Annotated in this window: 20 protein-coding genes and 4 pseudogenes; 13 read left to right on the top strand and 11 right to left on the bottom strand. The window is 65.9% G+C overall.

Features of this window, described 5'->3' with window-relative positions:
* Positions 1–11: 11 nt before the first annotated feature.
* A complete protein-coding gene (locus tag LTT66_RS32540; RefSeq protein WP_233062339.1) occupies positions 12–419 on the top strand; it encodes a DUF302 domain-containing protein in 408 nt (135 codons plus the stop codon).
* Positions 420–480: 61 nt separating this feature from the next.
* Here LTT66_RS32540 and LTT66_RS32545 read toward each other — a convergent pair whose 3' ends face one another.
* Both LTT66_RS32545 and LTT66_RS32550 read right to left on the bottom strand, forming a co-directional pair.
* Positions 481–1,590, bottom strand: a complete 1,110-nt coding sequence (locus tag LTT66_RS32545; protein ID WP_233062340.1) for a transposase — start codon at positions 1,588–1,590, stop codon at positions 481–483.
* Positions 1,591–1,734: 144 nt separating this feature from the next.
* On the bottom strand, positions 1,735–2,049 hold the full coding sequence (locus tag LTT66_RS32550) for a hypothetical protein (RefSeq protein ID WP_233062341.1): 315 nt from the start codon (positions 2,047–2,049) through the stop codon (positions 1,735–1,737).
* A 593-nt stretch (positions 2,050–2,642) separates the two neighbouring features.
* Here LTT66_RS32550 and LTT66_RS32555 point away from each other — a divergent pair.
* Positions 2,643–3,044 carry a nuclear transport factor 2 family protein gene (locus tag LTT66_RS32555; RefSeq protein ID WP_233062342.1) on the top strand — a complete coding sequence of 134 codons (402 nt, stop codon included), beginning with the start codon at positions 2,643–2,645 and terminating at the stop codon, positions 3,042–3,044.
* 89 nt (positions 3,045–3,133) lie between these two features.
* Here the strand turns inward: LTT66_RS32555 and LTT66_RS32560 are convergent, their stop codons facing one another.
* From LTT66_RS32560 to LTT66_RS32570, 3 genes are all read right to left on the bottom strand, one after another.
* Positions 3,134–3,349 (bottom strand): hypothetical protein, encoded by a 216-nt coding sequence (locus LTT66_RS32560; RefSeq protein ID WP_233062343.1) that lies wholly within the window; start codon positions 3,347–3,349, stop codon positions 3,134–3,136.
* Between the two features lie 113 nt (positions 3,350–3,462).
* The gene (locus tag LTT66_RS32565) at positions 3,463–3,705 is read right to left on the bottom strand and encodes a hypothetical protein (protein WP_233062344.1); all 243 of its coding nucleotides are present in this window, start codon (positions 3,703–3,705) and stop codon (positions 3,463–3,465) included.
* Positions 3,706–3,748: 43 nt separating this feature from the next.
* Complete coding sequence (locus tag LTT66_RS32570) at positions 3,749–4,357, bottom strand: TetR/AcrR family transcriptional regulator (protein WP_233062345.1); 609 nt, start codon at positions 4,355–4,357, stop codon at positions 3,749–3,751.
* A 92-nt stretch (positions 4,358–4,449) separates the two neighbouring features.
* On the opposite strand from LTT66_RS32570, the gene LTT66_RS32575 reads away from it, so the two are divergent.
* Entirely contained in the window at positions 4,450–5,661 is a 1,212-nt protein-coding gene (locus LTT66_RS32575; RefSeq protein WP_233062346.1) for a cytochrome P450, read from the top strand.
* Between the two features lie 199 nt (positions 5,662–5,860).
* Positions 5,861–6,028, top strand: a pseudogene (locus LTT66_RS32580) (TetR/AcrR family transcriptional regulator); the annotation flags it as partial.
* Positions 6,029–6,101: 73 nt separating this feature from the next.
* On the opposite strand, the gene LTT66_RS32585 reads toward LTT66_RS32580, so the two are convergent.
* Positions 6,102–6,818 carry a hypothetical protein gene (locus LTT66_RS32585; RefSeq protein WP_233062347.1) on the bottom strand — a complete coding sequence of 239 codons (717 nt, stop codon included), beginning with the start codon at positions 6,816–6,818 and terminating at the stop codon, positions 6,102–6,104.
* Positions 6,819–7,101: 283 nt separating this feature from the next.
* On the opposite strand from LTT66_RS32585, the gene LTT66_RS32590 reads away from it, so the two are divergent.
* On the top strand, positions 7,102–7,302 hold the full coding sequence (locus tag LTT66_RS32590; protein WP_233062348.1) for a hypothetical protein: 201 nt from the start codon (positions 7,102–7,104) through the stop codon (positions 7,300–7,302).
* 219 nt (positions 7,303–7,521) lie between these two features.
* Positions 7,522–7,656: a hypothetical protein gene (locus LTT66_RS37165; RefSeq protein WP_269821985.1), complete on the top strand. Its 135-nt coding sequence runs from the start codon at positions 7,522–7,524 to the stop codon at positions 7,654–7,656.
* A 1,154-nt stretch (positions 7,657–8,810) separates the two neighbouring features.
* Here LTT66_RS37165 and LTT66_RS32595 read toward each other — a convergent pair.
* The 3 genes from LTT66_RS32595 to LTT66_RS32605 all read right to left on the bottom strand — a co-directional run bounded on the left by LTT66_RS32595 (position 8,811) and on the right by LTT66_RS32605 (position 12,330).
* Positions 8,811–9,167 carry a DoxX family protein gene (locus tag LTT66_RS32595; RefSeq protein WP_233062349.1) on the bottom strand — a complete coding sequence of 119 codons (357 nt, stop codon included), beginning with the start codon at positions 9,165–9,167 and terminating at the stop codon, positions 8,811–8,813.
* A gap of 318 nt (positions 9,168–9,485) precedes the next feature.
* Positions 9,486–11,198: a CocE/NonD family hydrolase gene (locus LTT66_RS32600; RefSeq protein ID WP_233062350.1), complete on the bottom strand. Its 1,713-nt coding sequence runs from the start codon at positions 11,196–11,198 to the stop codon at positions 9,486–9,488.
* Between the two features lie 502 nt (positions 11,199–11,700).
* Positions 11,701–12,330, bottom strand: a complete 630-nt coding sequence (locus LTT66_RS32605; RefSeq protein ID WP_233062351.1) for a TetR/AcrR family transcriptional regulator — start codon at positions 12,328–12,330, stop codon at positions 11,701–11,703.
* A 424-nt stretch (positions 12,331–12,754) separates the two neighbouring features.
* On the opposite strand from LTT66_RS32605, the gene LTT66_RS32610 reads away from it, so the two are divergent.
* Positions 12,755–13,543, top strand: a complete 789-nt coding sequence (locus LTT66_RS32610) for a FadR/GntR family transcriptional regulator (protein ID WP_233062352.1) — start codon at positions 12,755–12,757, stop codon at positions 13,541–13,543.
* Between the two features lie 28 nt (positions 13,544–13,571).
* On the opposite strand, the gene LTT66_RS32615 is transcribed toward LTT66_RS32610, so the two are convergent.
* Entirely contained in the window at positions 13,572–14,144 is a 573-nt protein-coding gene (locus tag LTT66_RS32615; RefSeq protein WP_233062353.1) for a hypothetical protein, read from the bottom strand.
* Positions 14,145–14,553: 409 nt separating this feature from the next.
* Here LTT66_RS32615 and LTT66_RS32620 point away from each other — a divergent pair.
* The 3 pseudogenes from LTT66_RS32620 to dmpG all read left to right on the top strand — a co-directional run bounded on the left by LTT66_RS32620 (position 14,554) and on the right by dmpG (position 17,215).
* Positions 14,554–15,244 (top strand): annotated as a pseudogene (locus LTT66_RS32620) (2-keto-4-pentenoate hydratase).
* A pseudogene (locus LTT66_RS32625) lies at positions 15,241–16,204 on the top strand (acetaldehyde dehydrogenase (acetylating)). Before LTT66_RS32620 ends, LTT66_RS32625 begins: the two co-directional pseudogenes overlap by 4 nt.
* Positions 16,201–17,215 (top strand): annotated as a pseudogene (gene dmpG / locus LTT66_RS32630) (4-hydroxy-2-oxovalerate aldolase). Before LTT66_RS32625 ends, dmpG begins: the two co-directional pseudogenes overlap by 4 nt.
* A gap of 46 nt (positions 17,216–17,261) precedes the next feature.
* On the opposite strand, the gene LTT66_RS32635 reads toward dmpG, so the two are convergent.
* Positions 17,262–17,657: a YciI family protein gene (locus LTT66_RS32635; protein ID WP_233062354.1), complete on the bottom strand. Its 396-nt coding sequence runs from the start codon at positions 17,655–17,657 to the stop codon at positions 17,262–17,264.
* Positions 17,658–17,850: 193 nt separating this feature from the next.
* On the opposite strand from LTT66_RS32635, the gene LTT66_RS32640 reads away from it, so the two are divergent.
* From LTT66_RS32640 to LTT66_RS32650, 3 genes are read left to right on the top strand one after another with little or no spacing between them, the layout of a single operon-like run.
* Entirely contained in the window at positions 17,851–18,393 is a 543-nt protein-coding gene (locus tag LTT66_RS32640) for a VOC family protein (RefSeq protein ID WP_233062355.1), read from the top strand.
* Between the two features lie 39 nt (positions 18,394–18,432).
* On the top strand, positions 18,433–19,341 hold the full coding sequence (locus LTT66_RS32645; protein ID WP_233062356.1) for a VOC family protein: 909 nt from the start codon (positions 18,433–18,435) through the stop codon (positions 19,339–19,341).
* 3 nt (positions 19,342–19,344) lie between these two features.
* Positions 19,345–20,205, top strand: a complete 861-nt coding sequence (locus LTT66_RS32650) for an alpha/beta fold hydrolase (RefSeq protein ID WP_233062357.1) — start codon at positions 19,345–19,347, stop codon at positions 20,203–20,205.
* Positions 20,206–20,233 lie beyond the last annotated feature (28 nt).

Consider the following 20,233-nt stretch of genomic DNA (forward strand, 5'->3'; position numbering starts at 1 on the left):
CGGAGCACACGATGGACCTGGCCCTGTCGACCACCCTGCACACCACCTTCGACGACGCGATCGAACGCACCCGCACCGTGCTGGCCGAGCAAGGATTCGGCATCCTCACCGAGATCGACATGCAAGCCACCCTCAAAGCCAAACTCGGCCACGACATGGAGGACTACCGCATCCTCGGCGCCTGCAACCCACCCCTTGCCCACCAAGCGGTCGAAATCAACCGCCAGATCGGACTACTGCTGCCCTGCAACGTGGTGGTCCGCCGCGACCCCACCGATACCGACACCATCATCATCGAAGCCATGAACCCCCAACTCATGGTGCAGGTCACCGACCAGGCCGCCCTCGATCCGGTCGCCGACGAGGCCACCACCCGCCTGCGCGCGGCACTGGCCGCACTGGAGGCCACCCAGCCCTGACACCACGATCAACCCGCCGCGAAAGACGCGAACATATCCGCCCCAACCGCTGCCGGTCGATTCATTCGCCGTCGCGGCAATCCGGATCGCGCAGTGGACGGTGTCGTCCACCCAGATCGGGTAAGTGGAAGCCGTAGTGGCCGTCGATGCCGATGTGAGAGCGGATAAACGGCGAGAGCCGAGCGGCGTCGGAATCGAGAACCGGATAGTCCTGGGCGCGTCGTTCGCTCAGCGCACGATCCATGTAGACGGTGTTCCACAGCACCACACAGTTCAGGACCAGGCCCAGGGCTTCGAGCTGGTCTTCCATGCCGTTGTAGTAGGTGCGCGTCATCTCGCCCTTGCGGCCGTGGAAGATTCGCCGGGGCCAGGTCGTGGCGGCCCTCGGTGTTGATCGAGCTTGTCGTGGCGCCGGTGCTGCGGGCGCTTCCCTGGGGTTAGCGGTGAGTCCGGTCGCAGTGCAGGATGTGTCGAGGTGGCAACACCCTGGATCGTGGATGTAGTCGTTGACGACCAGGATCGGTGGCAACGCCGGTGTACCGGCGGGACGGCCTTGCGCAACAGGTCCGCTTGGCTGTTTTCGATGATCGCCTCGACCGCGTCGCGCTGCGCGGGGGTGGTCGCGGTGAGGTAGTTGTCGCCCTCGACCCTGGGTGTGTGGTTTGGGGTCCACGGCCGCGCGGGGGCTACCGAACCAGGACTTGCGGTCCCGAAGCGACAGGAACGTGGTTCGGATGCGGCGCCGGTCTATCTGCAACGGACTGCCATCGTCGGCGACCAACGACAGACCGGCCTTGCGCACCGCCGGATGACGGCACTGCACCCACCGGGTGACCTGATTGAAGGTGAACGCTTCAGCGGTGACGCGGTTGTAACGGGGCGAATATCGGGTCCACAGCCTCGGTTGCGTGTCCGGCGGGGCCAGGCGTCGGGTGAGCGTCGAGTGCTCGAGCCACTGCTCCAGCAGCCGCACGGACCGCCGGTTGAGAGTCACGCTCTCTGTGGTGTTACGGCCCTTGAGATAATCGAGCAGGATGGTGGCATCACCGGCCCAGTCCAGATCGCCCACGCCCAGCGCCTCGATGCCGTCCGGGACGATCCCGATATAGGTGCCCAACAACAGGCGATACGACAACGCGACGTCGCTGTCGACGAACAGCGCCGCAACCACTCTGGGCAAAACGCAACACATCGTTGACCCGCGTTGTGACCGTGCCGCTGAACGAACGTGGCTCACGCCATCGGCCCGTCCCGATCGATCAACCAGCACAAGTTGTCGAACGACCACCCGAACTCACGCGGATCGCGACCACGCTCAACCGCCGCCAGCGCCGCCTGGTGCTCGGCGAACCCGGCGCGGATGATCGTCGCGCACACCTGCCGTATCCGCTGCCACTCCGACGTGACCGCGTTCGGCCAACTCGTCCACGGACCTGCGGATCACGGTGACGTACTGCTGGAAGGTCTTCAGCTCATCGACCGGTCCGTGCGGATGAACGATGTTGCACAACCCGATCAGCATCTCACGGGCAAAGCACGTGCGATTCCCACCCAGAGTGGGCAGCACGCCGTTGGCGCGGTGCTCATCGCTGAGCGCGTAGAAGCCATACTTCTCGGGATCGGGATGCAAGCGTTCCGGTTCCCGGGTGTCCTACAACACGACAATGCCGTCCGCGGCCGAGGGGCCCGCGCGCGCCACCCGACCAGGCGTACCGTGGGCTGACGCAATCCGGGCAGGATACGGGCGGCAACCAGATCACACGTGCTGGTCCACTCATCCTTTCTCTAGCCAGAATAGTGTTGTTGCACTGGCGTGTTGGTAGCGTGAGTGTGCATTCGCGCGCCACCGCGCCCAGGAATCCCCCGAACGCCGCAAGGCAGCCCCGTTCGTGCACGAACCCGGCCGCACCTGCCTGTGCACCCACTGCGGGAAGGCGCGCGCGGCGAGGCGAGCACCCAAGAGCACTGTTCGCGTATCGGGTGAGCGGGGTTCCCATGGGGTGGTGGTGTTCAGCGCCGGCCACAGGACGATCAGGATGCGGATGTGCCAGTTCGGTGCCCGCGAGTTCGTGGTGTAGCCGTGGGGTGTGCTCGGGCGCGGGAATGGCGCACCGCTGTCCGGGTCCCGGCGGGGGCGCGGTTGGGCAATGTGTGCGCAGGGCGGAGAGACGCTCAACGAGCCCTCTATCGAACATATGTTCCCATACGGGTTAGGCTTTGCGAGTGACCGACGAGAACCCCACCGAGGGCGCTATCCACCGCTACTTCGATGCCCTTCAAGCGGGGTCCCCTGCGCTGTTGAAGGAGTGCTTCACTGATGACGCGCGATGGTTGGCGCCGGGCCGTCTGCCCAACTCCGGAATCTGGCAGGGGCCCAAGGCCATCGTGGAGGAGTTCTTTCCGATCGCGATGGCTCGGATGCAGCCGGGGTCGTTCAGCACTGAACTGATCAGCCTGACCCTCGGGGAGTCGAACGCCGTCGTCGAGTGGCGATCGAGGGCGACCACGCTGACCGGCCATGAGTACGACAACGCCTACATCGCGAATTTCGTTGTCACCGAGGGCAGGATCTGCGAGGTGCGCGAGTACTTCGACACCCACCGCGGCGAGGCGCTGTACCAGTAAGACGGCTTCCCGCCACCGGGCGAAGCGGCACCGCCCGGTGGCGGGACGCGGGGCACTTGCGCCGGCGCAGTCTTCGAGGGTGGTGCTTGTCAGGTGGGGATCGGGCCGGGGTGAGAGTGGGCGGCGAAGAAGTCCCAGATGATCTGACTGGTGTCGATGGTGGGATCGGCGGGGCCGGTGATGGCGGTGGGGACGAGGGTGGGGTCGCCGCCGGGCCAGGTGTGGCCGCCGCCTTCGAGGGTGTAGAGCTCGACGGCGGCGTCGAGGGCGCGAGGGTAGGTGGTGCGGGTGACGGTCGTGCTCACCTGTTCGGTGGCGGGGTCGGTTCCGCATCCGCTGCGGGCGGCCCAGCTGCAGTCTGGGCGGGGATAGAGCCCGGTTGGGGACGTTGTCGGCGTCGGGGGTGGCCCGTTGTTGCTCAGCCAGGGTGCGGGGGGTCGTCGGTGGCGGGCAGGAGTTGCCCGGCGGAGCCCAGCGCCCCGCTGTGGTAGTCGAGGAAGGTGTCGGCGGTGCCGTGGAAGGTGAGCTCGGGGATGGGTCGTGCGGGCCGGCACCAGGAGAAGTTCTGGATGCCGGCGACGGGGGCCACGGCGGCGAGGCGGTCGGCGAACTGGCAGGCGACCGAGGTGGTGGTGAACGCGCCCATCGACAGCCCGGTCATGCAGACGCGGACCTGTACCAACACAATCCGAGCGCGCAGAGGTCTACGAGCTGCCCGGAGATCTCGGCTCGGACCACTGCCGAATCTCCGCCACCAGTTCCGCCAGATCACCGGCGGTCGGAGCCGCTCTCCCCGCCCTCTGGAATGCACGGGACAGCAACGCGCCGACGAACGCACGCACCAACCACGAGACCGAACCTCCACGCACTTGGCCGGTTTGCTGCGCGGCGCGGAACGCCGCGACCAGAGCGTCCGACATGGGTGCGAGTACATGCTTCTGCAGGCGCGCGTAGGCCTCGGGATGTTGCGAGGAGTCGGCGGTGACTCGCAACTGCAGGTCGAGTGCGCCTGACGAGAGACTGGCGATGAACAGCTCGCCGAGCGTGGTGAGATCCTTCTCGAGATCCCCGGTGGGCTCGAAACGCAGAGCGTCGATGGCGCCCATCGCCTCCAGGAGTAAGTCGTCGGCGGAGGACCAGCGTCCCGCGACGGCCTTACGCGTCACTCCCGCCCTGCGCGCGACCTGTCGGATGCTGAAACCCTCGACGCCGGAGGCGGCGAGCTCTTTTCGCGCGGCATCGAGGATGCGAGGTGTCAGCGACTCGTCGCGCGGGCGGCCGGCCCGGCCGGGCGGCTTCATCTCGGCGGTCACATTCGAAGCATGACACCCCGTTGACAGCAAGACCAATCCACAGCACTATTAGGGAGCCAATCTGGCACCCTAATTATGAGGATGGTGGTCCCGTGGGCGAATGCCCCGCATACAACCCGTTCAGCGCCGATGTGCTCGACGATCCGTTCGCCGCGTACGCCGATGCGCGCGGTCAGTGCCCGGTGCACTATTTCGCCGACCACGAGCCGGGCTTCTACACCGCGTTCACCCATGCGGACGTCGTCAAGATCGCGATGAAGCGCGAGGACTGGACCGCTCGTTACGGCCTCTCGCCGCGCTTTCAGCGGGGCGTCGGCTTCAATACCGACGGATCCGAGCATCTGAAATTCCGCAAGGCCGTCGTCGCAGGTCTCGGCCCACGTAACGTGGACGCGCTGGAGCCTGCAATCAAGGCGATCGTCGACGATCTGCTCGACAAGATGATCGAGCACGGCCCCGGCGATTTCCACGATCTGTTCGCCGGACCCCTTCCCCTCATCGTCATCGCCCGGCTGCTCGGCCTCGAGGGCGACCTCGGCCGTTTCAAAGAGTTGTCGGACGCGTTGATGGCCGAGGGGATGAACAGCACTGATCCCCGCGGGTTCAACCAGGTGTTAGCCGAACTCGATCGGTACTGGGTCGAACAGCTCGCTCCACGCAAAGCCGCATTGGCGACCGTGGATCAGCCCGGTCCCGAGCACCTCGGAACACTTCTGCCGGACGACATGATGTCGAATCTGCTGATCGTTCGGACCGCGGAGGGTGAGCCGCTCACCGACTTCGAGATTTCGAACACCTTGATGAACCTGCTCCTCGCGGGCAACGAGACGACGATCTCCTTGCTCACCAACTTGGTGTGGCGCCTGCTGGAAGAACCGACCCGATGGGCAGCGCTGCTGGAGGATCGCACGCTCGTCGAGACGGCGATCGAGGAGAGCCTGCGCTTCGACGCGCCGGTGCTCGGCATGTTCCGCACCAGTGAGCGCGATGTCGAGTTGAGCGGTACGGCGATCCCCGCCAAATCGAAGATCATGGCTGCCTATGGCGCCGCCAACCGCGACCCACAGGTCTTCGCCGACCCCGACGAGTTCCGCCTCGACCGCGCCAAAGCGGAACTGCGCGCGCATCTGGCCTTCGGTCGAGGACCTCACGCCTGCCCAGGAGCCGCGCTCTCGCGCCTCGAAGCCAGGATCGCGATCAACGCCATCCTCGACCGGCTGCCGACGCTGCGGCTCGACGGGCCCAGCACCCGGATCGAGCCGTTCAACTTCTGGGGTCGCAGGACATTGCCGGTCGCTTGGTGAGGGGCCGCGCCGTGTACCGGCAGGGCATCGCCTGCCCCGTACGTCCACGACTCCATGAGGTAGAAAGCGGCACCACCGATGAAGATGCCGACTTGTGCTGGCGCAGTGAAGCATTGGTTACGCTGAGGGTGATGCAGGCGGCACTCGACCGCCACCCCGCTCTCAGTCGGATGACCAGTTCGGGGAACGCGCGCGGCACCTGGGGCCGCGGCGGCGACGCCCGCAGGTGCTCGACACCGCCCTCGACATCGCGATCAATGAAGGATCGACCGCGGTGACGATGGCCGCGGTGGTTGAGCGAATGCGGGTCACCCGCCCGGTGGTGTACTCGTGCTTCGCCGACCGCGCCGAGCTGGTCCATGCCTTGGGAGGTCCCGATAGTAATCGCCGAAAACCAACGGATATGGCGTCACTCCCTGGTCAGGGAGAGGGTTGGTGAACTACCGGCTGTCGTGATGGCCGAGTAATTGGGCTTGGAGGCGTTGACGGAGGTCGGTTTGCTCGGGCGTCATCGGGTCGCCGGGACGGCGGTTCCGAGCGGGGGCGGGTCGGATCGGCTGGTCGTCGTCGGAGCTGGTGGTCTTGCGCCGCCACTCGCCGGTGTGGGTGTATCCGGAGGCGGTAAGCGCGACGGCCTTACGCGTCAAGACTGACGGGGCGCCCGGGGCGGCGGGAACGGATTCCCACCGGCAGCTGACGTGGCGGCCGTAGACGCTGCCGTCGTCGCTGTAGAACAACTCGCAGGCGTAGAGATCGGCGACCGCACCGGTGGGATCGTCGAGGCGGGCGATGACGTGCAGGTCGACGATGTCGGTCACCGCGCCACCCCCGGAGTCGGCCATCCCGCAGAAGTGCTGGGGCAGGCGGTCTGCGCCGCACGTTCGGGACGGCTTGTGCAACGTCCCGACCGTGGGCTGTGGCCGGCAGAGGCGGCCTGGCGCTGGGCGATCGCGTCGTCCGGCGACAATGTTGGCGGTCTTGTCCCTCCACTGCTGGCGGCGCGCGGCAGCACTGCGGCTGAATTCCCCGGCCTGGCGGGCGCGGTCGTCGACGAGGGTTCGGATCCGCTGCTGCACGTCCGGATTCAGGCCCGCGGGGGCCAGCGCCTTGCCCAGTTCGGTGCGCTTGATCGTGTACTGCTGTCGGTCCAGTTCCACGCTGGTGCCTGGCGGCGCTCCGGAGGCCACGCTGAACAGGAATCGGTCATCGAGGACACCTCGAAGCGCAGTCGCTGGTCCTCGCGGCTGTGCGGGGCGGCCTCGCGGCTGTGCGGGGCGGCGGTGCTGGCGGCGTCGACCAGCTCGGTGATTTGCCAGAGCAATGGTGTCGTACACCGCCGCGCCCGCGTGGGTGCTCAGCCAGGCGCGGATCGGTGACTTGATCCCACGGGGAGTTGTTCGCTGGTGCCGTCTGACGCGTTCGTCTACCGAGGGGTGTGTGATGGGCCCGTTTGATCCGTGCGAGTGGGTGGGATTCGCCGGTGATCGTCATGAGTACTTCGATGACATCCCCGCGCAGGTGGGTCAGCACGGCTGTGTCTTCGTGGTGCTGCCCGACATACACCCGCTCGACCGTCTCACCGAACAACTGGCGGACGTGGGCGCGGACGGTCTCGGTAATCGAGGAAGTGGTGACCTCTGATTCCTGTGCCCATGACAGGTTGTCGCGGACGCGGTCCCACAACCCGTCGTAGCGCCTACGGGAGATCGGGCGCCCGTTGCGTTTACGCAGCACGCGATGGGTGATGTCCTGACCTCCCCGTCGATCGGCATGCCTTCCCAGCGCGGCCATGAGGCGGGAAGAAACCGGATGCCAGTGAAATCCACCGCCCCGCCTCCGTAGCCGCACGAGGCAGTTTTCGTGGTCGAGATCGTGAAGCGCGAGATCGATGGCAGCTTGCCGATCGCATGCGGTTCGGATGTGCAGCATGACGATCAGTTCGTCCAACTCGGGGTCATCACCGGTGCTGGACGCGATGCGATGAACGTCCCGTAGCTGCTCGCTGGTCAGAACGTCGCCTCTGCCGGTACGCCGGCCGGGAAGTCTCGCCGCTGATGCTGGGTTGCTGGAGGGATCGATGAGCCGGTCGCGCTCGGCGTGCTTGTAGAGGCGACGCAACGCCGACAGCAGATTCTCCGCCACGGGAGTTCGCGCGACCGCGAGAACGAATCTGATGCGCATCCATCAGTTCTTCTATCTCGGTGGTCGTCGGCTCACTCAACTCCCGGTCACCCCACACCTCACTGATCACGCGCCACGACGACTCATAGGTCGCCAGCGTCGTCGGCGCAGCTGGTCGATGTACTCACCAAGTCGAGGAGATCCAACCGCTGAGCCCCCTGCATCGTCGCCGCTGCGGTCGAGCACCGGCGGCTGGCGGGGGAGCGGAGGTGGGGCGAGAGGGGATTCGTCGAAACTCATGATGCTCCTGCACACGAGGCGATGTGACGGCGCCAGCAAACCGCACTGCTGATCGGCTCGAAGATGATCGGGGAAACCGACAGCACCAGTGCCGACTGCGCTGGACCGGCTGGTCGACCGACTCGGATCGACCGGAGATCGTTCACGACTCGCGGTGACCACCACCACTGTCAGGTACCCATCATCCGACGCTCGCCACAGCGCGGTCAAGATCTTCGAGGCAGATTTACTTTGATGACTTCTACCAGGTCATCGGGCTGAACGTGTTCGGTTCAGACATGCTTTGTCGCATGGAACCGACGTAGCCTCGAACGCCGCCGCGGCACCGGATACTTCGTGCAAGCCTCAGTCCTGAGCCACGTCGAGCCGGAGTCGGTCGGTGTCGCGTCAGGGGCCTTGTCCACGGCCCAGCAGTGTGGCGGAGCGCTAGGTGTTGCCGTTATCGGAGCGGTCTACTTCAGCTCGTTCCATCCCGCGGCAGTCGGCAGGGTTGCCGCCGCCGGCCACGGCCCATGCCTGAGTGCGAGGATCACCGGTCATGGCCGGGCTGCGAATGAAGCGGGCCCAGCCGTAGTGACGTCCGGGCAGGTCGGTTGCCCGGACGTCCGTCTTTTGGAAGGCCCGCGTCTCGGATGGAGGTTACGAACGGCAATGTGCCGTCCCGCTTCTCCGTAGCCAGGCTCCCGGGCCCGCCGGCTGGTACATCGTGGGCGGGACCAGGTTGCGCTTCACGAAACTGCCTGTTGCCCAATCAGAATCAGATACGCGACGCCAACCGCCGCGATCGCCATCGGTGGGATCAGCTGGGGGAGCCGGTCGCGAACGCGGAGATGAGAGATGGCGGCGCCGACCATCAGTGCTACCACGCCCACGGCTGCGAGGACGCCGATAGTAGGGATCTTCAGCCCCAGGAGCACTCCGATCGCGCCGAGCACCTCCAGGACGCCGATACGGCGGAAGGCGTTGACTCTGAATCCGAGGTGCGCCGCGGTGTCGCGTTGGACGCTGATGGCCAGGATCATTGTTGTACCGGCCCCTAGGAGAACGATTGCGAGCAATGCGGCGAGGATGGTTGTTGCGGTCATGGCGATTTCCTTAGTTGTCGGTGTCTGAGGTTGGTGCCCTGGATGCCCAGGGGGATGGGCGTAGCTGATCGCTGTTCGGCTCTTGTGAGGTTCGAACGCGGTCCCCTCAGCCCGGAGGTGGGGGTGGGGTTCACACCGACGACCTGGATCTCGCCGACGTCGACGCTGCGGTCGAGCAGTTCGGCGCGGGCCTGTTTCAGGTCCGGGACCACCAGTTGCAGGCGATCGTCGTGGCCGAGGCGCCACCCGATAACGGTGTGCTCTTGCCGTGTCCGGTCGTAGACGAGGGGACCGCCGGGGGAGTCGCGGGAGTCCGGTTCATTCTCCTTCCAGGATCGGAAGGAGCAGGCGTGAGCTGGAGTGCACCGTGTTGACGCCCTCGATGCCGACGGGGGCGTGACTGAACAGCATCATGGGGCGGAAGTCCTTGCGGGTGTCGTCACTGGTGAGGATCAGCCGGATACGGTGCCCGCGGCGGAACTGGCGGGCGTTGGCCACTAGCGGGATGCGGTAGTCGACCGGCATCCCCGCCGGGATGGGATCCCGCGCCATCATCGGGAGGACGGGCCTGCCCGTCTCACTTGCGTCCTCGTCGACGTGGCGCATGCTCGCGCGCAGCCAGCCCTGGGTGACGTCGATGGACTCGCCGTCCGGTCCGACGTCTTGCAGGAGCAGGATCCATCCCGTGTCGGTCGCACTGCTGGTGGCGGTGAGCCGTAGCTCGGGGTGACCGACCATGTCGAGGTCGCTGGGAAGGGGGTCGCTGGTCCAGCTCAGCTGTGCGGGCATGGCATTCGCGCCGTCCGTGGCGTAGCTGCGCTCGCCCGGCCGCTCGTCGGCCGTGAGGGAGCCGTCGGCATTGAGGGACAGGGCCATGTGTGTGGCCGGCGGAGGCCAGGAGTCGGCGGTGCGCCACTGTTCGCCCCCGGCCAGCCAGTAACGGATGGCAGGGCCTTCGAGAATGCCGGTGTCCCGCCCCTTGAGCCAGTGGTCGAACCAGGCGAGGGCCTCGATATGCATGCTCTCCCATGGCCAGGGCAAGCCGTGCGCTCCGAGCATGGCCATACGCACGTTCGGGTTGCGGGCGAGGGCCTCCCAGGCTTTGAAGAGGCCGGGCAGATGGAGAGCGACGTTGGACCACTCGCCGCCGAGGTAGACGGGAATGTCGATACCGGCGAGCAGCTCGGTCAGATCACGCTCGTCCCACCACGCATCCGGGATGGGGTGCTCGACCACTGTGTTCAGCAGGTCGCCCCATGGGTGGGCATCGTGGCGGAAGCGGCTGACCACCTGCAGACCGTGGTGGACCTTGACGACGTCGGCGTGGCGGAACCGGTGGTGGACGGCGGGAATGGCGAGAACCTTGCGCAGGAGACGGGACAGGCCCTTGCGGTAGAGACGGTCGCCGTGGGCGGACAGGACGCCCATCGCGTGGAACCAGGGGGTGACGAAAGAGTCGCTCAACAGGCCGTTGTGGTAGCTGGCCTCCCACGCCTGGACAGTGACGTTGAAGGGAAACAGGGCCTTGAGGTGCGGCGGTCGCTGGGTGGCCGCCTCCATCTGGGTCATGGCGTAGTAGCTGATGCCGATCATGCCTACGTTCCCGTCGCACCACGGCTGCCCGGCGACCCACTCGATCAGGTCGAACAGGTCCTTGCGCTCCTGCTCGTCGAAGAAGGTGTAGGTGCCGCCCGAGCCCACTGTGCCGCGAAGGTTGGCGATGACATGGGCGTAACCGCGCGGCACCCAGAAATCACTGGCGCCGGCCTCGATGATGGCCGCGGGGGCACCCAGGTCCATGAGTTGGCGGGGATAGGGGGCCGCTGAGATGAGCGCGGGGAATCTGCCGTCCGCGTCGGGGCGGTGAATATCGGCCAGCAGCCGGGTGTCGTCCCGGACCGGGACGGGCACATTGTCCTCGCGGGTCGTCCCGTGAAGAGCGGGGGACAGGTCGCGATACTGACGACCGGTGGTCTGCGGTCCATTCAGCTGACGCTGTCCGGGCTCCACGCCAGCTACCTTGATGGCCATGACACCTCATTTCCACGTGTACGGAAATTAACGAGCCAACGGTACGCTCGCCGCCCCGCCTCAGGCAAGAAGAATTTCCATACAGCGTGAATTTCCTGTCGGTGACGGCGACCCGGGCGCCGCGCTCGCCGGGGTGAACGGTGGTGAGCAGGGTGCGGCCGTCGGCATACGTGATCGCATTGCCGATCAGCTCGGACACCAGCAACCGGTGACATCGGCGAGGCGGGTGAGTCCATGGGCAGCGAGGCGCTTGGCGACCATGCCTCGGGTCAGGGCCGCGGACCGCGGCTCACGCCGCATGATGCTCACCCGCTCGGCCACCGTCCGTTTTGCTGTCGAGACTGCGCTGACCCCCGAGTGGAGAGGCCGCCATGGGTGCGGCCTGCCCGGGCGTCCACGTCGGGGCGGTAAACGCCGACAGGGGCCGACTGCCGTCGCGGACTGGGATGCGCCCGTCGTCCGCGCAGGTTGGTAGCGGTATGGACCATGTTCGCCCCGGCGGTCATCCGCCGCTCAGGTTGCCCTCCGAGACATCGCCACCCAGGGTGCCGGTGAGGTAGTGCTGCACGGTCGGCCCGATCAGGCGGACGACCTGCTCTGTGAGCATGTCGGCGATGCTATCGATGGCCCAGACGTAGCGCGTCATGGCCAGTCCCACGATCTGTGTGGCCACCAGGTCCGCACGCAGGCCGGCCTCGTCGTCGGGAAGGCTCGCCGACACACCCTGCAAGGCAAGAGTGGAGAAGACGGCGCGAAGGCGCTCCATGGCGAAGGGCTCATGGCTTGCGGCGAGGATGATCGAGCGCAGGATCTCCGACGTGGCCGGATCGTCCCACATGCGCAGCGTCGCCTCGACAAAGGCCCGTCCGCGCTCCTCCAACGGCGCCTGGGCGGCCTCTGCAATTCCGGCACCGAAGGCTTTCGGCGGCTCCAGCGCCGCCTTCAGCAGCCCCATCTTGTTGGAAAAGTAGTAGTTCACCAGGGTGGGGTCCACGTCGGCGGTCTGCGCCACGGCCCGCAACGAGGTCCCGCTGTAACCCCGCTCAGCGAAGGACTTGCGCGCCGCGGCCAGGATGCGGTCCGCCTGCGCGCCACGTTCCCCCCGAGGCCCCCTCCCTGCTCCTGCCACCATGCTCCGCCATCTCCTTTGCGGGTTTCGCGCGCGCCCAACTGCCTGCGACGAAGTTTCCACACACGCTGAAATCTGTTTCAGCTTACCGTGAAATTGAGTCCCCAGTCCCGCACGTCGGCTGCCCGCAGCTATCCGAACACCGCCAAAGGCAGTGGCCGCGGGGCGGGTGCGGCGGTGGTATGGACGAAGTTCGCCGAATCACGCGCTGCGCTGGGCGGCTGGTAGCTGAGCAGCTGGCTCAGGGCGGGATACCTTGGAGCTCAGCGCGGGCGATCATGCCTCCGGAGCTGCCGCTGCATTAATGGTAATATGAATATGATGTTTCGAGGTTGCGCCTTTTAATCCTCGGCAGAATTCATCATGGTGAATTGCCGCGAGGGACAGTGGGTTGCGAAGTGCAGCGAATGAGACGAGGGGAGCATCCTTGACCACATCCGAAGCAGATGCGGATTCCCGAACTGGCCGCGGCAAGGGGCCGGCGATCAACTTGGAGTCGCTTGTGCGCCGCTCGGTCTTCCCTGCGTCCTCGCCGAGCCGAGCCGATCAGATAGCGGCTCAGATCGGAGAGTTGATCGCGAAGCTGAAGCCTGGTGATCGCCTTGGCACCAAGGCCGAACTTCAGAAGCAGGCGGGCGTCTCGGCAGGGACGATCAATGAAACTCTGCGCATTCTGCAGTCGCGGGGGCTGATTGACGTTCGTCGCGGTCCCCATGGCGGATTGTTCGTTGCTGAGCGATTGCCGATGGCGCAACTCGGTCAGGCGGTGCTGCATCTGGACACCAATGCCGCAACGATCGCGGAAGCTATGGATATCCGCGATGCCCTCGATCCGATGCTCCTCGAGGACGCGGTCCACTTCAGCTCTGCGCATCAGGTGGGTCTGATGCGCCAACAGTTGCAGCGCATGGCCGATGCCCTCTCCGACGACGACGGGATCGAGTTCCTGCACGCCAACTGGAAGTTACATGCCATTATCGCCGACGTCAGCCCCCGTCCGATTCTGAGGGCGTTATATGTCAGTCTGCTCGACTTGATCGAGGGGCACACCGTCGCGATCGCCAGCGATAGCAACGAGCGCTCCCTGTCGGGGTTCCACCAGGATCGCTACAACGTCCATATGCGTCTCGTCGACGCCATCGCCGACCGCGACTCGGAGACTGCACGGGAAGTGTTGCGCGAGCACAACGCCGGCATCGCACGCCCTGCGTCGTAGCGGCACCTGCCCGGACGGTGACTCCCTGTCAGGCTGGCGACGCGTGCCGCATGCCGCGCCGCCCTACCGGGAACCGGACCCCACGGGCCTGGACGTCGTCAATCAACTGCGCGTAGCCTTCGCAGACCTCACCGAGGTGAAACCATGCCTCGTGCCGCAGGTCCTTGTCATCGACGAGCAGAACCGCCCACCATGCGTCGGCATATGTCTTTGCGATATGGCTGATCACCTCACCTAGGGAATGGGTGTGCCTGCGCGCTCCGCGGGCTCTCGGAACATGGAAGAGCGCCCACGAATCGATCTCACTGATGATCTTGGCAACGTCGATGTGGACGCGGGCTTCATCGAAGTCGGCGGGAAGGCGCGTCCGATCCATGCGCACTGGGATCAGCGCCGCGTGCAGATCGCCCAACTCTCTTGCCCACCCGATCAGGGCTGATCCTTGCGTAATGTGACCAGCGATCGCCGCCAGCAGCTGATCAGGCCCGAGCAAGGTTGCTTTCCCGTGTGCAGCTTCTTCGGCAAGGTGAACCGCGTGGCGGAGTCCCTTACCGTGAGCTGCGCCGGAGGTGAATTCGACGCGCTTGTCTAACCGTTCCACTGGAGCTCCTCCGGACCGGGGTTTGCGTTTGCTTCAGTTCTCGGATAGGTCCCCGCGTTCTCGTCGGCGCAGCAATGGGAGTGCCGAGAGTGTTGACGGTGTACCTCGGTCACGTCGGCAGGCGCTGGGGAGTCGACAGTGCTGTCGATGGCAGTCGCTGCGCCCTCCTCGCCGATGACCAGTGCTGACAGTGGAGATCTGCCGCACCTTGATACCTAATTAACCATTATGAATATGGTGTTAGCCACCATGCCAGCATAGGTTGCGCTCGTCAAGCGCTCACGATCCTGGACAGCAACTAGGGCCAGCGGCCCAGAAGTCTGGGCCACGCGGTCAGCCTGTGGTCGAGTTCGGCTCGCCGGAACTCGACGGTCGTCACGCGGCATGACGATGGGTCACGGTATTTCCCATGTCCTTCGTGAACACCAGCCCGGCACCCGGGGCCGACATGGTCGAGGCTGCTGCCGCCCGCCTCCTTCGGGCCGCGGCTGACCGGCAGCCCTGCGCGCCGGTCCTTGACCTGATCGGAAGCGCCGATGTGGGCGCTGCCTACGCGGTCCAGGCGCGCCTCACCGCCGACCGTCTCGCCAGCGGCGCCACTGTCGTCGGCCGGAAGATCGGTCTGACCTCACCGGCAGTCCAGGCCCAGCTCGGCGTCGACCGGCCGGACTTCGGCGTCCTCTTCGACGACATGCAGATCTCGCAGGAGCAGGTCGTGGAGATGGGTCGGCTGCTCCAGCCGAAGGTCGAGGCGGAGATCGCGTTCATCCTGGACCGGGACCTGGACGATGGATCGCTCGACACCGAGTCGGTCCGTCGTGCGGTCGCGTACGCCGCGCCTGCCCTCGAGATCGTCGACAGCCGCATCGCCGGGTGGGACATCACCTTCGGAGACACCGTCGCCGACAACGCGTCCAGCGGCCTGTTCGTGATCGGCAGGCCAGGTCATCCTCTCGGGCGCGCTGGGCCCGATGGCACCTGTGGTCGCCGGCAACCACGTCACCGCGGAGATCGTCGGTTTGGGCGTGGTCCAGGCCCGCTTCGCGGACAGCGCAACCCCCATCCAGGCCACCAGTACCTCTGCAGGAGAGACAGCATGAACCACAGCACCATAGGGAAGACCAAGGTCGCCGTCATAGGTTCCGGGAATATCGGCACCGACCTGATGATCAAGGTGCTGCGGTACTCGAAGCACCTGGAGATGGGCGCCATGGTGGGCATCGACGCGGGCTCCGACGGCCTGGCGCGCGCGGCACGCTTCGGCGTACCACCACGGCCGACGGTGTCGACGGCCTATCGGCATGGCCGGATTCGCGGACATCGAGATCGTGTTCGACGCGACGTCGGCCGAGGCGCATGAGGTCAACGCGGCCAAACTGGCACCGCACCGCAAGCGCCTGATCGACCTCACCCGGCGGCGATCGGGCCGTTCGTGGTGCCGGCAGTCAACATCGAGGGGCACATCGACGCCGAGAACGTCAATATCGTGACCTGGCGTTGGTCAGGCGACGATCCCGGTCGTTGCGGCGGTCGCGCGGGTGGTACCGGTCGCGTATGCGGAGATCGTGGCTTCTATCGCATCCAAGTCCGCCGGCCCGGGGACGCGCGCCAACATCGACGAGTTCACCGAGACCACTTCGCATGCCATCACCAGCGTCGGGGGAGCGGAGCGCGGTAAGGCCGTCATCATTCTCAACCCCACGGAGCCCCCGTTGATCATGCGCGACACCGTCTTGTGCCTCGTGCACGCCCCCGACGAGGCCGTCCATACCGAGATCACCGCGTCGGTGGCGAAGATGGTCGGCGACGTGGCCGCCTACGTGCCCGGGTACCGGCTCAAACAGGCGGTCCAGATCAGTCCGATCCCTGACGACCAACCGGTACACACGTTGCTTCGCAACGACACTGACATCGCGCCCACCCATCAGGTGTCCGTTTTCCTCGAGGTCGAGGGCGCTGCCCACTACCTGCCCGCGTACGCCGGAAACCTCGACATCATGACCTCTGCCGCAGTGCAGATGGCCGAGCGCATCGCCCAGCAGAAGGAAGCAAACCGATGACCGCCAACCTGTTCATCCAGGACGTCACGCTACGTGACGGCATGCACGCCGTGCGGCACCGCATCGCGCCGGAGGATGTCGCCGCCATTGTGGCCGCGCTCGATGCGGCCGGTGTCGGTGGCATCGAGGTCGCGCACGGTGATGGCCTGGCCGGCAGCTCCCTGAACTACGGTCCTGGGTCGAATTCCGACTGGGAGTGGATCGAAGCCGCCGCTGACAACATCGAGAACGCTCGTTTGACCACCTTGCTGTTACCGGGCATCGGCGACCTGAAGCGGGCGTACTCCCTCGGCGTCCGCTCGGTCCGCGTAGCCACGCACTGCACCGAGGCCGATGTCTCGGCGCAGCACATCGCCACGGCACGTGAGCTCGGCATGGACGTGTCCGGCTTCCTGATGATGAGCCACATGGCGCCGGCCGGCGAGCTGGCGAAGCAGGCGGTCCTCATGGAGTCTCCTCATGGAGTCCTATGGCGCCAACTGTGTGTATGTCACCGACTCCGGAGGCCGGCTCACGATGGAGGGGGTCCGCGAGCGTGTTCGTGCCTACCGCGACGCGCTACCCACGGAAATCGGCATTCACGCGTACGAGAACCTGTCGCTGTCGGTTGCCAACTCCGTGGTCGCGGTCGAGGAAGGTGTGACCCGTGTCGACGCCTCCCTGGCGGGCCACGGCGCGGGCGCAGGCAACTGTCCGATCGAGCCCTTCGTCGCCGTCGCCGACCTGTACGGCTGGAAGCGCGGATGTGACCTCTTCGCTCTTCAGGACGCGGCGGACGATCTCGTGCGACCGTTGCAGGACCGGCCGGTTCGCGTGGACCGCGAGACTCTCACGCTCGGCTACGCGGGTGTCTACTCGAGTTTCCTGCGTCACGCGGAAGCCGCCTCCGCGCGGTACGGCATCGACGTGCGGGACATCCTCCTCGAGGTCGGCAGGCGAGGGCTTGTCGGCGGACAGGAAGACATGATCGTCGACGTCGCCCTGGACCTGGCGGCCGCCCTGACCTCATGAGAATGGTTCGCGCGACGTGCATGCCGACTCTGAAACGGATTCTCGCTCAATGCCATTCGCAGGTGCCGCGACCGAGTGACAGGCGCATCGAGACGCTGCCCTCGTTGAGGCGCCACTGTTGAACGACGAACGTTCGCAGACGCGCTTCGACAAAAGGATCCTCTGACGCGATGGCCGACGCCTCGGCCTCGTCGGAGGCTCGGAGGACCGTGACGCCCGCTCCCGGTCTCACGCCGGGGCCACTGACGAGGGGGCCCGACAGGAAGACGAGGTTGCGTTCCTCGAGGTCGAGCAGCCAGGCGACATGCGCCGGGGCGACGGCAGCGATGTCCTCGGCGGTCGTCCCGTCGACTGGGGTCGAGGTCACCATCCAGTAGTCGCGGCCCAGGAGCCGGGAGAGATCCGGAGTGTCGTGATCGGCAGCGGAAGGCAATGAATTCATCCCGAAACTGTATGCAATCTGAGCCTGACGTCAACATCCCGAGGAGCCTTGACAGCAAAAGTGCATACACATTACCGTCGGAGATAGCGCACAGGAGTGAAGCCACATGCGGACTCTCCGGCCGGGCTGTTCGAGGTGCAGTTCATCGACCACCACAGGACCCGGCCGCCACCCATCGGAAGGAAGGTTCACCATGCCGATCGCTGAACTCGGTCATTTCGGAGTTTTCTGCAATGACCTGGAGACCAGTACAGCGTTCTACCGCGATGTCCTCGGACTGACCGTCACCGACGAGGATCTGAATCTGGGCATGCGGTTCTTCAGCGCCCGACCGAACTTCGAGCACCACGAGTTCCAGCTCGTCGAAGGCCGGACCGTGGCGCGAGCCGACCAGGACACCAAGCTCATCCAGCAGGTCTCGTTCCGGGTCAATCATCTGACCGAGCTGCTCGAGTTGCACCGCAGATTCATCGAGCACGATGTCGACTTCGACATGATCGTGACGCACGGCAACGCGTTCGGCATCTACTTCTTCGATCCCGAGGGCAACCGGTGTGAGGTGTACTGGCAGACCGGGCTGCCGGCCCGCCAGCCGTTCCTGGCAGCGATCGACCTCACCGAACCGATCGAGAAGCTGCTGGCCGACAACGCGGCGCTGGTGGCTCAGTACGGGGAAACCGGCTATCTGCAGCCGGGGCTGGTGAAGAACCTGATCCCGGACGCGATCGACTCCTGACAGCGCGCGTTCGGCAAGGTTCCACAGGAGAGGAAACCCATGATCACGCTGACCGACATCGCCTACGTGCGGTCAGGAGTCGCCGATCTCAGGACCGCTGTCGACTTCGCGACTCGCATCGTCGGTCTCCAGCTCGCCGGCGAGACCGAACCGGGCGTCGCGCACCTGCGCGCCGACTCCCGCCACCACTGTCTGGCTCTGGTCGAGGGAGTGTCGGGGGTCCTGGCCTCCGGATTCACCGTTGCCGACACGGATGCGCTGGAGGCTGCCGAGAGCCATCTCGAGCGGGCTGGTTTCGCGGTGCGGCGTGGGTCGAAGCAAGAGGCTCGTTCGCGGCGCGTGGCCGATTTCATCGGCTTCGACGATCCCTTCGGGAATCGCATCGAGCTGGTCAGCCAACAGGAGACGATCACCCGGCCGGTCGCATTCACGCGACCGGCCGGCATCACGGAGTTCGGGCACCTGTGCCTCGACGCCCCTGACGTGCACGAGGCCTACCGGTTCTGGAACGGGCACTTCAATGCCCGCGTATCGGATTGGATCGGAAATGCCGCGTGCCTGATGCGGATCGATCCCGTGCACCACAAGCTCGCCGTATTCCAGGGCGAGAGCGCTGGTCTGTGCCACATGAATTTCCAGGTCGAGTCCATCGACGACGTGTTCCGTTCCTGGCACTTCCTGCAAGAGCACGACGTCCAGATCGAAATGGGTCCTGGTCGCCACCCGCAATCGACAGCGGTGTTCCTCTACTTTCTCGGGCCGGAGGGTTTCACCTACGAGTACTCGTATGGGGTGCGTCGCGTCGAAGACGAGGCGGCCTGGCGACCGCGCACGTTCGATCCGGACGAACCAGGTTCGATCGATATGTGGCTGGGCCCGGTCAAGCGGGTCTCGACGCAGCGTCCGGCCCCGGTGGCCGGAACTCATTCCACCCCAACGAGGAGCTAGGTAGTGACCGTCACCAGCGATAATCTGACTGCATCGATCCGCGAGGTCGATGGGGTGCGCACCGCTGTCATCGACACCGGGGAGCCCAGCGGCGAGAGCGTGCAGCCGCCGCTGCTGCTCCTGCACGGATCCGGTCCTGGTGTCAGCGCCGCGGCCAACTGGCGTCCCGTGCTGCCGTCCCTGTCGCAGACCCGGCGCGTCATCGCCCCCGACCAGTTGGGCTTCGGTGGCACAGCCACCGGTGAGCCGCGGACGTGGGGTCGGCAGGCGTGGACCCGGCACGCACTCGCGCTGATGGACGAACTCGGCATCGAGACCTTCGACATCATCGGCAACTCGATGGGCGGGGCCATCGCCCTTTCGCTCGCGGCCGAGCGCCCCCCGGCCGTTCGTCGCCTCGTCCTCATGGGATCGATGGGTGTCGCGATGGCGCTACCGCAAGGGCTCGACACGGTCTGGAGCTATCGGCCAGGAATGGAGAACATGCGCGAGATCATCGCGCTGTTCGCCTACGATCGGCGGCTGATCACCGATCAGCTGGTCGAGATGCGATACGGGGCAAGTGCCGAGCCCGCCGTCGCGAAATCCTGGGAAGCGATGTTCCCCGAACCGCGCCAACGCTGGGTCGACGACCTGGCACTGCCGGGGGCCGAGCTGGCGCAGGTGGCGCAGCCGACCCTGATGATCCACGGGCGTGACGACCGAGTGGTGCCGTGGAAGGAATCCTCCGGAGCGTTGTTGGAACTGCTGCCCGACGTCCGGCTGCACGTGCTGGGCAACTGCGGCCATTGGACCATGATCGAGAAGACCGCCGAGTTCCTCGGCGTCGTGGAACCGTTCCTGTCCGAGGCCCGACCTGGCTGAGCACGCGCGCTCGCGGGGCCTTCAAGAA

This window comes from Nocardia gipuzkoensis, from assembly GCF_021183645.1.
Taxonomy (GTDB): Bacteria; Actinomycetota; Actinomycetes; order Mycobacteriales; family Mycobacteriaceae; genus Nocardia; species Nocardia abscessus.

Bases quoted from the DNA above. Each gene is read 5' to 3' on its own strand.
- LTT66_RS32540 (WP_233062339.1), top strand. From the start codon at position 12: ATGGACCTGGCCCTGTCGACCACCCTGCACACCACCTTCGACGACGCG.
- LTT66_RS32565 (WP_233062344.1), bottom strand. From the start codon at position 3,705: ATGACCGGGCTGTCGATGGGCGCGTTCACCACCACCTCGGTCGCCTGC.
- LTT66_RS32590 (WP_233062348.1), top strand. From the start codon at position 7,102: ATGGGCCCGTTTGATCCGTGCGAGTGGGTGGGATTCGCCGGTGATCGT.
- LTT66_RS32595 (WP_233062349.1), bottom strand. From the start codon at position 9,167: ATGACCGCAACAACCATCCTCGCCGCATTGCTCGCAATCGTTCTCCTA.
- LTT66_RS32600 (WP_233062350.1), bottom strand. From the start codon at position 11,198: ATGGCCATCAAGGTAGCTGGCGTGGAGCCCGGACAGCGTCAGCTGAAT.
- LTT66_RS32605 (WP_233062351.1), bottom strand. From the start codon at position 12,330: ATGGTGGCAGGAGCAGGGAGGGGGCCTCGGGGGGAACGTGGCGCGCAG.
- LTT66_RS32635 (WP_233062354.1), bottom strand. From the start codon at position 17,657: ATGAATTCATTGCCTTCCGCTGCCGATCACGACACTCCGGATCTCTCC.
- LTT66_RS32640 (WP_233062355.1), top strand. From the start codon at position 17,851: ATGCCGATCGCTGAACTCGGTCATTTCGGAGTTTTCTGCAATGACCTG.
- LTT66_RS32645 (WP_233062356.1), top strand. From the start codon at position 18,433: ATGATCACGCTGACCGACATCGCCTACGTGCGGTCAGGAGTCGCCGAT.